Here is a 12841-nt window from a genome sequence, read left to right on the forward strand (position 1 = left end):
CCTGCATCACCGATCTCGCGCAGCGTGCAGTGCCCACGTCGCAGCATCTACCCGAAAAACCCAACCCCAGAAACCAGAAGACCCCCGATCGCTCGGAGGTCTTTTTAAACTGGTGCCCAGAAGAGGACTCGAACCTCCACGAAGTTGCCCCCGCTAGCACCTGAAGCTAGTGCGTCTACCAATTCCGCCACCTGGGCAGGTGAGCCGCGAATTTTGCAGACTCCTGGCGGGCTTGTCAACGGGTGATGTGAAGCAATTGCCAAGGGCCTGGCTGGCATTGCCGCCCACGTCAGGACCGCAAGGGGTACCATTAGGGTAATGACAAAGAAAAATACCCCCGATTCCGACCGGCCCAGCCGCCGCAAATCCGCCAGCCCGGGCGAGTCCAGCACCGCCGAGCAACAGAAACTGCCGGGCTGGATGCCGGACTTCCTGGTCCGCGCTGCGGCAGGTGCGTCCACCAATTCCGCCAACAAGCGCGCTGCGGCAAAGGCGTCGTCCGATCAGCCGGCACCTCCCGTCGAGCCTGCTGCGCTCCGCGCACCGCATCCTCGCAAGAGCGGCCCGCCTGCGCCGCCGCCGGAACGATTCCAGAAAGACCCCGTCCAGGCTGTTGCGGACGCCGGATTCAAGGACCCGCACGCCGACCGCGAAGCGCTGCGCTACGCCGAGCCGATTGCCAGCCGCGAAGCCATCCTGCAGTTGCTGGAAGACTGCGACGGCCCGCAGACGGCCGAAGAGATTGCCGAACAGCTGGGCTTGAGCGATCGCATCGATGCGCTGGGCAAGCGCCTGGCCGCGATGGTGCGCGAAGCGCAGCTGGTGCAGAACCGCCGTGGCGGCTATGCACCGGTGCAGCAGACCAGCCTGATTGCCGGCGTGGTGATCGCCAATCCGGAAGGCTTCGGGTTCCTCAAGCCGGACGAAGGTGGCGACGACCTGTTCCTGCCGCCGTTCGAAATGCGCAAGGTCATGCACGGTGATCGCGCACTGGCCAACGTCACCGGCATTGACCGCCGTGGCCGCCGCGAAGGCGCCATTGCGCGTGTGCTGGAACGGCGCATGTCGCGCATGATCGGGCGCTTCTTCTACGAGCACGGTGTGGCCTACGTCGACCCCGACGACAAGCGCGTGCAGCGCAATGTGCAGATCGCCCCGGACGGCATCGGCGAGGCCCGCGAAGGCCAGCTGGTGGTGTGCGAGCTGATCGCACCCCCGGACGCGCGCCGTCCGGCGATCGGCAAGATCATCGCGGTGCTGGGCGACAAGCTGACGCCGTCGCTGGTGGTGGAAATGGCCATCCATGGCCACGAGTTGCCGCATGAATTCCCGCAGGAAGTGCTCGACGAAGCCGCGGCGGTGCCGCTGGTGGTCGAGCCGCAGATGATCGGCGGGCGCGTGGATCTGCGGCAGATGCCGCTGGTCACCATCGATGGCGAAGACGCCAAGGATTTCGACGACGCGGTGTATTGCGAGCCCAATGCGGACGGTTTCCGTCTGGTGGTGGCGATCGCCGACGTGTCCAACTATGTGCGTCCCGGCACGCCGCTGGACGACGAAGCGCAAAAGCGCGCCACCTCGGTGTATTTCCCCGGGTTCGTGGTGCCGATGCTGCCGGAGACCTTGTCCAACGGCATCTGTTCGCTGATGCCCAAGGTCGACCGCATGTGTTTCGTCTGCGACATGCAGGTCGGGCGCGATGGCGAAGTGACCGGCTCGCGTTTCTACGAAGCGGTGATGAATTCGCATGCGCGCCTGACCTACAACCAGGTCTGGAAGGCGGTTGGCGAAGACGATGCCGATACCAAGGCGTTTATCGGCCCGTTGTTGCCGCAGGTGCAGCGTCTGCATCAGCTGTACAACGTGTTGTCGAAGGCGCGCACGCATCGCGGCGCGATCGAATTCGAAACCTCCGAAGTGCGCTTCGTGCTCGACAATACCGGCGAGGTCACCCAGGCCGGCATGCTGGTGCGTAACGACGCGCACAAGCTGATCGAGGAATGCATGATCGCCGCCAACGTCGAGGCAGCGCGTTATTTGTTGAGCATGCATGTGCCTGCGCCGTACCGCGTGCACGAGCGGCCGCCGGAGAGCAAGTTCGAAGACCTGCTGGAGTTCCTCAAGGAATTCCAGCTGAGCCTGCCGGCGTGGAGCAAGGTGCGCCCAGGTGACTACACCAAGTTGCTGAAGAAGGTGCGTGCGCGTCCGGATGCCGCGCTACTGGAATCGGTGCTGCTGCGCAGCCAGAGCCTGGCGGTGTATTCGCCGGAAAACAACGGTCACTTCGGTCTGGCACTGGAGGCGTACGCGCACTTCACCTCGCCGATCCGCCGTTATCCCGATCTGCTGGTGCACCGTGCGATCAAGCACGCGCTGACCGGCGCCAGCCCGGAAAAATACATCTACACCCCGCGCCAGATGGCCGCGTTGTCGCTGCAGTGTTCCGAGCGTGGCAGGCGTGCCGACGAGGCCGAGCGCGAAGTGGACGAGCGTTATCGCGCCGCCTGGATGGAAAAGCATGTCGGCGGCCAGTTCGACGGCGTGATCAGCGGTGTGACCAGCTTCGGCTTGTTCGTGGAATTGACCCAATCCAAGGTCAACGGCCTGGTGCACGTCACCCAGCTGCCGCAGGACTATTACCAGTTCGATCCGATCCGCAAGACGATGACCGGCGAACGCCGCGGTCGCGAATTCCGTCTGGGCGACCCGGTACGCGTGTTGGTGCTCAAGGCGAGCATGGAAGAACGCAAGATCGACTTCCGTCTGGCCGAAGATGGTGCGCCTGCAGAAGCACCGCTGCCGCCGCGTGAGAAGCCGGCCAAGCGCAAGAAAAAACCGTATTGATGCTGCGCGGCAGTGCGGGTGGCCGGCATGGCGGCCCGCACTGCTGAGCCGGAAAGTGCGGAGTGAGTGCCACCGCGCCGTGATGACGCGGTGGTTTGCCTAACACGCCGATCTGCGAGGCAAACGATGAGCGCATCTTCCGAATACAGCGGTGGCTGCCAATGCGGCGCGGTGCGCTTTCATGTGCGCGGCGTGCTGGACCACGCATCGATCTGTCACTGCCGCATGTGTCAGAAAGCGTTTGGGGCGTATTACGCGCCGCTGGTGTCGGTACGTGGCGCCGCGTTCCGCTAGACCCGCGGTGAGCCCAAGCGCTTCGCGTCGTCGACGCTGGTGCAGCGCGGTTTTTGCGCCGAGTGCGGCACGCCGTTGACCTATGAAGCACCCGATGGCGTGGCGATTGCCGCTGGTGCATTCGATACGCCAGAGCGGTTGCCCCCACATATTCAGTACGGGCTGGAGCGCAAGTTGCCGTTCGTCGATACCCTGACGCAGCTGCCGACACGCCCGAGCGAGGACGACGCGGCGGCATTGGCATTCCAGGCTGCGCTGGTATCGCATCAGCATCCGGATCACGACACCGGGCGGTGGCCGGTGTAAGCAGCGATCGGGCCTCGCCTTGCAGGTCCTCGCTGTGGTCAATCAGGCTGATGTCGGTCCACTACGGTTTGTTGCTGACGTCGGTGCGACTAGCGTTCAAGCGCTTGTCCACAGCGGTTCACCTTGCGCGGAAACAGTCCGGCGCACGGCTGCCGTTGCGGCATGCGCGCGGCGGCGAGCGGCGCATGACTCCCGCAGGTGCCAGCGGCGGCGCTGCAATCGTTTACCTGCATTGTCAGGCGATCGATGCCCCGGCCGTGACGTAGCAGGCCGCAAGCCCTACCATTCCCCCTCATTTCTTCGTATGCCCGCGCAATGAGCAAGCAGAACCAGTGGATCGTCGGCGTCAATGCTGTCGCCTCGTCCGTCGAGAACGACGCCGACAACGTGCGCGAGGTCCTGATCGAGGCCGGTAGCAAGAACCCGCGCCTGACCGAGATCGAAGAACAGGCGCGCCGCAAGGGCATCGACGTGCGCCGGGTCAACACCCAGGCGCTGGACGGCGTGGGCGGCCAGGTACGCCATCAGGGCGTGGCTGCGCGCTACGCCGCGGCGCGGCTCTGGGCAGAGAACGAACTGGAAGGCCTGGTGGAGGCTGCACAAGGGCGCGCGCTGGTGCTGATCCTGGACGGCGTGCAGGACCCGCACAACCTGGGGGCATGCCTGCGCAGCGCCGCTGCTGCCGGCGTCACCGCGGTGGTAATTCCCAAGGACAAGTCCGCCACGGTCAACGCCACCGTGCGCAAGACCTCGGCCGGCGCGGCCGACCGCATCCCCGTGGTGGCGGTGACCAACCTGGCGCGCTGCCTGCGTGATCTGCAGAAGCAGGGCGTGTGGCTGTATGGCCTGGCCGGCGAAGCAGAGGCTTCGCTGTACAGCGTGGACCTGCGCGACAATGTCGGCCTGGTTCTGGGCGGCGAGGGCGATGGCTTGCGTCGGCTCACCCGCGAGCATTGCGATGGCCTGGTCAAGATCCCGATGCCCGGCGACATCGAAAGCCTTAATGTCTCGGTGGCCACCGGCGTGACCTTGTTCGAGGCCGTGCGCCAGCGTCTGGGCGCCTGAGTCATGCGGTGCGCCGGCGCCGCAGTGCGCGGGCCGGGTACTGCCGCAGCGAGTTTATAAGCGCGCAGCGCCCATCGGTGGCTGCCGGCAACTCCGTACTCCTGCGCAATTGCAGCGCATCGCGCGGTGCGCTGGCCTTGTCCATGCACCGGCAAGCCCATTACACCAGGCCCTGGCATCGCGGCAGCGGCACTGGCGCGCGTTTTTGCCTACCATATCCGCAGCGAACGGCGTGTCGTGTGGGTGATGAAGCTTGGGGTGGGCGCTCGCAGCGCGGGCGATAGTGGGGATGGCGCAACGGCGTCGACACGAGGGTGGGGGCAGTGGCAATGCTGGCTCGCGGCCTGCGCGTGCGCGCTGTTGTGGATGTGCTCGCTTGTGGCACATGCTGACCCGGGCACGAGCGCACGCCTGCGCGACTACGCCATCGACAGCTGGAGTTCGCGCAACGGACTGCCGCATAACTCGCTGCGCGACATCGCCCAGACCGCCGATGGCTACCTGTGGTTCGCCACATGGGAGGGCCTGGTCCGCTACAACGGCCTGGAATTCACCGTCATCGATCGCAGCACGCGGCCCGGCCTGCCCGACAACGGCGTCGGCGCGCTGTACGTGGATCACGACGACGCCCTGTGGCTGAGTGATGCACGCGGCAATCTGGTGCGCCACGGTGCCGATGGTCACTGGCGGCAGTGGCCGCGCCGTGCCGATTGGCCACAGGCGCTGATCCACGGCATGACCATGGATGCCGATGGCCGGATGTGGCTGTTGTTCGAAGGCCATGGCCTGGGCTGCCTGTGGCCGGATGGGCGCTTCGACTATTTCCCGCCGCAGGCCGGCGTGCCGTTGCAAAGCAGCTTCCCGCGGATGGTGTTCGACGGCCGGGGACGGCTGCTGATCGGCACCTTGGATGGGCTGATCTACCGCGAGCCGGATGGCCGCATGCATCGCGCACCCGCAGCGTTCGGCCTGCCGCCGGGTCTGGCCTGGCCGTATCGGGCACCGGACGGCACGGTGTGGGTGGTCGCCGGCGAGCAGCTGTATCGCCTGCAGGGCGAACGTGCGCAGCTGGTGCACCAGGTGCCGGGGCAGGGCCACTTCACTGCGATGCTGCAGGATCGCCATGGCGACCTGTGGCTGGGCAGCGAGAGCCAGGGCCTGCTGCGCATCGGCAGCCACGGCGTGGAGCATCTGGAGGCTGGCCGTGCGCTGCCCACCGGGCGCATCGTCAGCCTGCGCGAGGATGCCGAAGGCAGCATCTGGGTGGGCGCCAACGGTGGGCTGTTCCGCCTGCGCGAAACCTTGTTCAGCAGCTACAGCCAGCGCGACGGGCTCAGTGGCGACTACGCGCGCGCGCTGCTGGAAGACCGCGACGGCAGCCTGTGGGTGGCCACCACCGCAGGCCTGGACCGCCTGCTGCCCGACGGCCGCATCGTGCCGGTGCCGGTGGCCACGCCGTCCGGGCGGCGGTTGTCGGTGCTTAGCCTGGCGCTGGATCGGCGCGGCGACCTGTGGGTGGGCACCTATGCCGATGGCGTGTTCGTGCTGCGCAACGGGCGTGTGCTGCGCCACTTCGGTGAGGCCGACGGCATTCCCAACGGGCACATTCGCGCAATCGTGATCGACGATGCCGACACCGTCTGGCTGGCGACCCAGCGTGGGGTGGTGCATCTGGTCGATGGGCGGCGTGCGCCGCTGGCCATCAACGGCCTGCCCGATGGTGTGGTGACTGCGCTGGCCAGCATCGATGGTGCGCTGTGGATCGGTTCGGTCGATGGCGCGGCCGTGGTCCGTGACGGTGTGCTGCAGCAACTGCCGCTGGAGCGGTTGGGCGGTGCGCGCAGCGTGTTTGGTTTCCAGCGCATTGGCGAAGATGTCTGGATCTCCACCGATCGTGGGCTGTACCGGGCACGTCATGGCGCGCTGGCACGCGTGGGGCTGGAGCAGGGCATGCCGGTGGACACCGTGTTCCAGCTGGTCGCCGATCGCCTGGGCAATGCCTGGATCAGCAGCAACCGCGGCGTGCTGCGAACTGAACTCAACACACTCAATGCAGTGGCCGAGGGGCGCGGCCGGCTCGGCATCGAACGCTACGGCGAAATCGATGGCATGGGCAACGCGCAGGCCAATGGCAGCTCTGGCCCGAGCATGATCGAACGTGCCGATGGCAGCGTGTGGGTGGTGACTGCCGGCGGCGTGAGCACCGTGGACCCGGCACGCCTGCAGCGCTTCCGCGAACGCCCCGCGCCGCCGCCGTTGATCGAAAACGTGCAGCAAGGCGGCCGGCCGGTGCCATGGCGGCAGCAGACCAAGCTGCCGGGCGGGCAGCGGCTGACGGTGTCCTATGTCGGCATGAGCTTCCTGCTGCCCGAACGCATTGAATACCGCACGCGCCTGGATGGTCTGGACAACACCTGGATCGAGCGCGGCCGGCAGCGCAGCGTGGAATTCATCGGCCTGCCGCCGGGGCGTTACAGCTTGCGCGTGGCCGCGCGCCACCCAGGTGGTGCCTGGAGTGCGCACGAAGCGGTCTGGGCGTTCGAGGTGCTGCCGCTGTGGTGGCAACGCCAGGACGTGCGGCTGGCCGGCGTGCTGGGCGCGCTGCTGTTGCTGGCGTTGCTGTATCGCTTTCTGTTGCGGCGCTACAAGACCCACAATGCGCGGCTGGCCGAACTGGTGCGCAAGCGCACCGAAGATCTGCAGCGGCAGGCGCAACGGCTGTTGCAGGCCAACCAGGAAAAGAGCGAGCTGCTGACGCGCTTGCGCATCAAGTCCGACGCGTTCGAACGCCAGGCCCACGAAGATGCGTTGACCGGCTTGCCGAACCGGCGGCATTTCGACGAGGCGCTGGCACGTGATTTAAGCCGGGCCCGCCGCAGTGGACGGCCGCTGGTGCTGGCGATTCTGGACATCGATCATTTCAAACGCATCAACGACCAGTATTCGCATGCCAGCGGCGATGCGGTGCTGCATGACGTGGGCGTGCTGCTCACGGCGGCGGCGCGTGCCTCGGACCTGCCCGCGCGCCTGGGTGGTGAGGAATTTGCGCTGCTGCTCAGCGACACCACGCTTGAGCAGGCGCACGCCTTGTGCCTGCGCATCCGCGCGCAGTTTCATGCACGGCACGACTGGGGCGGCGTAGAAGGCCTGCAGGTGACCTTCAGTGCTGGGCTGGCCGAACTGGGTGAGGAAGAGTCGGGTTCATCGCTGATGCAACGCGCCGACCATGCGCTCTACGAAGCCAAGAGCGCCGGGCGCGACCGGATCTGTATTGGTTAGGACGGGATTTGGGATTGGGGATTGGGGATTCGCAAGAGCGCGCTGTTTGGCGCTTTGCTGGTTACAACAAACGGCGTGGGATTTGATCGCGTCGTATGCAACGGTGTCGCCGACCAACGTCGTCTCAGAAACCGGGAACGCCGCTTTTGCGAATCCCCAATCCCGACTGCCCAATCCCGACTGCCCAATCCCCACCCACTCACCCCGCGCTGGCTGGCCCCGGCCACGCGTTGGCAATCTTGCAGAACAGGCGCGCGGTCTGTTCGGTGTCGTACACCGCGCTGTGCGCATCGGCGCTGTTCCAGTCCAGGCCGGCGGCCTGGGCGGCGCGCGCCAACACGGTCTGGCCGTATGCCACGCCGGCCAGGGTCACCGTGTCGAACACGCTGAACGGATGGAAGGGGTTGCGCTTGTGGCCAACGCGGGCAACTGCGGCGTTGAGGAAATTCAGATCGAAATGCGCGTTGTGGCCCACCAGGATCGCGCGCTGGCAGCCGTACTTCTTGACCGCTGCGCGCACCGGTGCGAACACATGGTCCAGCGCGTCCTTTTCCTGCTTGGCGAAACGGAACGGATGGTCGAGCACGATGCCGGTGATTTCCAGCGACTTCGGGTCGATCTCCAGCCCCGGCGCCGGCACTAGATGCGCACTGGCGGTTTCGCCCGGGAAGAAATGCCCCTGCGCGTCCATCTCGATCGGCACGCAGGCAATTTCCAGCAACGCGTGCTTGTTCCAGTCGAACCCGCCGGTTTCCACGTCCACCACCACCGGCAGATAGCCGCGAAAACGCCGCGACATGGGCAGCAGGGAGGGGGAGGGTTGCAGGTCGACCGGTTCGTTCATCGGCGTAGCCTAGCAGGTCGCATGGCCGGCCCGATCGGTCGCACAGCCGCCGTCCGTGCGCATGAGAAAGACGGCCAGACACGAAAAGGCCCGACCTGTGCTTGCACGGATCGGGCCTGCTGACGTCAGCTGCGGGGCGCAGATATCAGCGGCCGGCGACCACGCTGGCAATCAGGCCGGTCGCAACCGCGATCAACACGTAGGTGTTGTCCACACGGCGCCACTCGTGGCCACGCGGCGGCGTGTTCAGATGATGCTTGCGGTAGTCGGCCACGCGGTTGCCGCGATGGTCCGGTGCCAGCCGTTCGCCGCGGCGGTAGGGCGGGCCGTGGCGTTTGTTGCGGTGGTCGTTGGCGCGGCATTGCGGTGATCGTCGCGGCTGTCGTCGTGACGGTCAAGGCCACGGTTGTCATGACGTTGTGCAGACCGGTTGCGATCGTCGTCGTGGCCGCGGTTGTCGTGCTGCTGAGGTGCGGCAAACGCGCCGCCAGACGCCAGCAGCAACAGGGCCATGAAGGAACCAATGATGCGTTTCATCTGCGCGACTCCTGAGGTCACAGGGACTGCCTGTGTGATTTCACCCTAGGAGTCTAAAGATGAATACGTAATTAAATAAGGCTTTGCGGGCGATCTCCCGGCCATCCGCGGCGCCGCTGGGGGCAGGCGCTGGCCTCAGATGACGCCGGTAGTGCTGGTCTCGTCGCGCTTCAGTCGCGGCGGCAGCGGCTGCTCGCCATGCACCAGGAACCAGACGTTCTCGGCGATGTTGGTGGCGTGGTCGCCGATCCGTTCCAGGTTCTTGGCCATGAACAGCAGATGCGTGCACGGGGTGATATTGCGCGGGTCTTCCATCATGTAGGTGAGCAACTCGCGGAACAACGCGGTGTACTGCGCGTCCAGACGTGCATCTTCGTCGCGCACACGGATGGCCGCCTCGGCGTCCTTGTTGCGGTAGGCCTGCACGGCTTCGCGTACCGCATCGGCCGCCATCTGGCCGAGTGCACGCAAGCCCACCGTCTGCGGCAGCGGCGGCGCGGAATTGAGTGCGATCGAGCGCTTGGCCACGTTGGCGGCGTAATCGCCGATGCGCTCGATATCTGCAGGAATCCGCAGGCCGGCCAGGATCTCGCGCAGGTCGCGCGCCATCGGCCCGCGCAATGCCAGCCGCATCACGTCGTGGCTGATCGCATGTTCCAGCGCGTCGATGGCTTCGTCGTTGACCACGATACGGTGCGCGGCATTGTCATCACGGCGTTCCACCACATCCAGCGCCGCTTCCAGCTGCGCCACTGCGGTATCACCCATGCGCACGATTTCGGCGACAAGACGGTGCTGCTCCTCGTCGTAGCTTTTGACGATGTGGTCGTTGAGGTGCTGGTTCATCGTGTTCTCGATTCGTGGCAGTGGTGGATGTCCGTCCCTGCCCAGGCATGCGCATGCAGGTGGCGTCGCACGCGGCGGGGTGGCGGAGCTGCTTCAATGCGGTGATACGGCAGGCCTACATCAGCCGAAGCGGCCGGTGATGTAGTCCTCGGTCTGCTGCTTGGACGGCTGCGAGAAAATGGTTTCGGTGCGATCGTGTTCGATCAGGTCGCCCAGATACATGAAGGCGGTGTAATCGGACACGCGCGCGGCCTGCTGCATGTTGTGGGTCACGATCACGATGGTGTAATCGCGCTTGAGTTCTTCCACCAGTTGCTCGATACGGCTGGTGGAAATGGGATCCAGCGCGGAGGTCGGTTCGTCCAGCAACAGCACGTCCGGCCGCAGCGCCACCGCACGCGCGATACACAGGCGCTGCTGCTGGCCACCGGACAGACCCAGTGCGCTTTGGCCAAGCTTGTCCTTGACCTCGTCCCACAGCGCGCCCTGGCGCAGCGCGTGCTCGACGCGGTTCTGCATGTCGGCCTTGGACAGTTTCTCGTGGTGACGGATGCCGTAGGCCACGTTTTCGAAGATGGTCATCGGAAACGGCACCGGCTTCTGGAACACCATGCCCACCTTGCTGCGCAGGCGGTTCATCGGATATTTCGGCGAGAGGATATTTTCGCCATCCAGCAGCACTTCGCCACGCGCTTCCAGTTTCGGGTACAGCGCATAGATGCGGTTGAAGATGCGCAGCAGCGTGGACTTGCCGCAACCGGATGGCCCGATCAGCGCGGTGACGCGCTTTTCCGGGATTTCGATATTGATGCCCTTGAGCGCGTGGTACTTGTCGTAATAGAAGTCCAGATTGCGTGCGGCCACCTTCACCGGCGCCTGCGCCGTCGGCGCCCCCTTGGCGGCCGGAACAGCGATGCGATGCATCGGCTTGGCGTTTTGGAGATCGTTCATGTCGGGCGTCCGGAAAGAAAGGTCAGTCATTGGAAATCTTGTTACGCAACAGCAGCGCACGTGCGCCCAGGCTCACCAACAAGACGAACACGGTCAGTACCAGTGCACCCGACCAGGCCAGGGTCTGCCACGACTCATACGGGCTGCCGGCAAACTGGTTCATGATCACCGGCACGCTGGCCATCGGCTGGAAGATGTTGCTGTTCCAGTACTGGTTGCCGAAGGCAGTGAACAGCAGTGGTGCGGTTTCGCCGCTGATACGCGCCAGCGCCAGCAGCACGCCGGTGACGATGCCTGCAGACGCGCTGCGATACAGCACCTGCACGGTCACCTTCCAATGCGGAATGCCCAGCGACAGCGCGGCTTCGCGCATTTGCGAAGGCACCAGGCGCAGCATTTCATCGGTGGTGCGCACCACCACCGGCAGCACGATGAAGGCCAGCGACAGCGCACCGGCAAACGCGGAGAAGCGCCCGCCGGTCTGCATCACGTACAGCGTGTACACGAACAGGCCCAGCACGATGGACGGTGCCGACAACAGGATGTCGTTGACGAAGCGCACCACCACGCCGGTCTTGCGCGTATTGCCGTATTCGGCCAGCCAGGTACCGGCCGCCACGCCCAGCGGCGTGCCGATCGCGATTGCCAGGCCACACATCACCGCGCTGCCGAAGAAGGCATTGAGCAAGCCGCCTTCCTGCATCGGCGGCGGGGTCATCTTGGTAAACAGGTTGACGTCGATGCCGGGCACGCCCTTGGACAGCAACGTCCACAGGATCCAGCCGAGGAAGAACAGGCCGAACAATGCCGTGACGCAGGACAGCAGCAGCGCCACCACATTGGTGATGCGGCGCCGCGTGTAGAGGTGTTGCGAGACCGACGACATCAGTTGCCCTCCCGGCGCGACAGCTGCATCAGCATGAAGCGCGCAATGGCCAGCACGATGAAGGTCACGATGAACAACACGAAGCCCAGCAACAGCAGCGCGGAGCGATAGGTTTCGGTTGCCTCACCGAAATCGTTGGCGATCAATGCCGCAATCGTGGTGCCGGGTTCGAGCAGCGACGGCGACAGCCGCACCGTGTTGCCGACCACGAAGGCCACCGCCATGGTTTCACCCAGTGCGCGGCCCAAGCCCAGGAACACGCCCCCAATCACCGCAGACCGCGTGTAGGGCAGCACGATGTCCCAGCTGACTTCCCACTTGGTCGATCCCAGCGCGTACGCCGATTCCTTCAGGCGCGTCGGCACGGTCAGGAACACTTCGCGCATCACCGAGGAAATGAACGGGATCACCATGATCGCCAGCACAAAGCCGGCGGTCAGCAGGCCGATGCCCAGCGGCGGGCCCTGAAACAACTTGCCGATCAGCGGCAGCGTGCCCAGGTTGTCGTTGAGCCATGGCGTCACGTGCTCGGTCATCACCGGCACCAGCACGAACAGGCCCCACATGCCGTAGATGATCGAAGGAATGCCGGCGAGCAACTCGATTGCCGTGCCGACCGGGCCGCGCAACCAGCGCGGCGCCACTTCGGTGAGGAAGAAGGCGATTCCGAAACTCACCGGCACTGCAATCACCATCGCGATCAGCGCAGTGACCAAGGTGCCGTAGATCGGTGCCAGCGCACCGTATTTGTTCTCGACCGGATTCCAGTCGGCGGAATAGAAGAAGCTCAGGCCCTGCATCTGCAGCGCGTGGCGTCCGCCCCACAACATCGACAGCGCAGCGCTGCCCAGGGCCAGCAGGACGAAGACGACGGTTGCCGCCAATGCCAGTTTGAACAGGCGATCGGCACGCGCATCGCGCAGATCGCGGCCGCGCGGTGCGGTCATCGCTTCGGGAATGGCGGTGGCATTCATTCGATTGGGCTCGTC

The 12841-nt window shown here is 65.3% G+C and carries 8 protein-coding genes, 1 tRNA gene and 2 pseudogenes; 4 read left to right on the forward strand and 7 right to left on the reverse strand.

Going from position 1 to position 12841, the window contains the following annotated elements; all coding sequences use genetic code 11:
• Positions 1 to 110: 110 nt before the first annotated feature.
• A tRNA-Leu gene (locus tag ACD584_RS06940) sits at positions 111 to 197 on the reverse strand.
• A gap of 121 nt (positions 198 to 318) precedes the next feature.
• Here ACD584_RS06940 and rnr point away from each other — a divergent pair.
• The 4 genes and pseudogenes from rnr to ACD584_RS06960 all read left to right on the forward strand — a co-directional run bounded on the left by rnr (position 319) and on the right by ACD584_RS06960 (position 7788).
• The gene (gene rnr, locus ACD584_RS06945) at positions 319 to 2844 is read left to right on the forward strand and encodes a ribonuclease R (protein WP_076035997.1); all 2526 of its coding nucleotides are present in this window, start codon (positions 319 to 321) and stop codon (positions 2842 to 2844) included.
• Positions 2845 to 2970: 126 nt separating this feature from the next.
• Positions 2971 to 3444: pseudogene (locus tag ACD584_RS06950) on the forward strand (GFA family protein).
• Between the two features lie 315 nt (positions 3445 to 3759).
• Entirely contained in the window at positions 3760 to 4509 is a 750-nt protein-coding gene (gene rlmB, locus ACD584_RS06955) for a 23S rRNA (guanosine(2251)-2'-O)-methyltransferase RlmB (protein WP_076035996.1), read from the forward strand.
• A gap of 246 nt (positions 4510 to 4755) precedes the next feature.
• Positions 4756 to 7788 (forward strand): ligand-binding sensor domain-containing diguanylate cyclase, encoded by a 3033-nt coding sequence (locus tag ACD584_RS06960; protein WP_076035995.1) that lies wholly within the window; start codon positions 4756 to 4758, stop codon positions 7786 to 7788.
• A 199-nt stretch (positions 7789 to 7987) separates the two neighbouring features.
• Here the strand turns inward: ACD584_RS06960 and rnt are convergent, their stop codons facing one another.
• The 6 genes and pseudogenes from rnt to pstC all read right to left on the reverse strand — a co-directional run bounded on the left by rnt (position 7988) and on the right by pstC (position 12826).
• Positions 7988 to 8632 (reverse strand): ribonuclease T, encoded by a 645-nt coding sequence (gene rnt, locus ACD584_RS06965; RefSeq protein WP_029217206.1) that lies wholly within the window; start codon positions 8630 to 8632, stop codon positions 7988 to 7990.
• A gap of 145 nt (positions 8633 to 8777) precedes the next feature.
• Positions 8778 to 9169, reverse strand: a pseudogene (locus ACD584_RS06970) (RcnB family protein).
• Between the two features lie 135 nt (positions 9170 to 9304).
• Positions 9305 to 10015, reverse strand: a complete 711-nt coding sequence (phoU, locus tag ACD584_RS06975; protein ID WP_011036708.1) for a phosphate signaling complex protein PhoU — start codon at positions 10013 to 10015, stop codon at positions 9305 to 9307.
• A 120-nt stretch (positions 10016 to 10135) separates the two neighbouring features.
• On the reverse strand, positions 10136 to 10966 hold the full coding sequence (gene pstB, locus ACD584_RS06980; RefSeq protein ID WP_011036709.1) for a phosphate ABC transporter ATP-binding protein PstB: 831 nt from the start codon (positions 10964 to 10966) through the stop codon (positions 10136 to 10138).
• Positions 10967 to 10988: 22 nt separating this feature from the next.
• Positions 10989 to 11852, reverse strand: coding sequence for a phosphate ABC transporter permease PstA (gene pstA, locus ACD584_RS06985; RefSeq protein ID WP_076035994.1), 864 nt, complete (start codon positions 11850 to 11852; stop codon positions 10989 to 10991).
• Positions 11852 to 12826: a phosphate ABC transporter permease subunit PstC gene (gene pstC / locus ACD584_RS06990; protein WP_011036711.1), complete on the reverse strand. Its 975-nt coding sequence runs from the start codon at positions 12824 to 12826 to the stop codon at positions 11852 to 11854. Before pstC ends, pstA begins: the two co-directional genes overlap by 1 nt.
• Between the last annotated feature and the right edge of the window lie 15 nt (positions 12827 to 12841).

The sequence above is a fragment of the Xanthomonas sp. NCPPB 2922 genome (assembly GCF_041520885.1).
In the GTDB taxonomy this organism is placed as follows: Bacteria; Pseudomonadota; Gammaproteobacteria; order Xanthomonadales; family Xanthomonadaceae; genus Xanthomonas; species Xanthomonas campestris.

Bases quoted from the DNA above. Each gene is read 5' to 3' on its own strand.
- rnr (WP_076035997.1), top strand. From the start codon at position 319: ATGACAAAGAAAAATACCCCCGATTCCGACCGGCCCAGCCGCCGCAAA.
- rlmB (WP_076035996.1), top strand. From the start codon at position 3,760: ATGAGCAAGCAGAACCAGTGGATCGTCGGCGTCAATGCTGTCGCCTCG.
- ACD584_RS06960 (WP_076035995.1), top strand. From the start codon at position 4,756: ATGAAGCTTGGGGTGGGCGCTCGCAGCGCGGGCGATAGTGGGGATGGC.
- rnt (WP_029217206.1), bottom strand. From the start codon at position 8,632: ATGAACGAACCGGTCGACCTGCAACCCTCCCCCTCCCTGCTGCCCATG.
- phoU (WP_011036708.1), bottom strand. From the start codon at position 10,015: ATGAACCAGCACCTCAACGACCACATCGTCAAAAGCTACGACGAGGAG.
- pstB (WP_011036709.1), bottom strand. From the start codon at position 10,966: ATGAACGATCTCCAAAACGCCAAGCCGATGCATCGCATCGCTGTTCCG.
- pstA (WP_076035994.1), bottom strand. From the start codon at position 11,852: ATGTCGTCGGTCTCGCAACACCTCTACACGCGGCGCCGCATCACCAAT.
- pstC (WP_011036711.1), bottom strand. From the start codon at position 12,826: ATGAATGCCACCGCCATTCCCGAAGCGATGACCGCACCGCGCGGCCGC.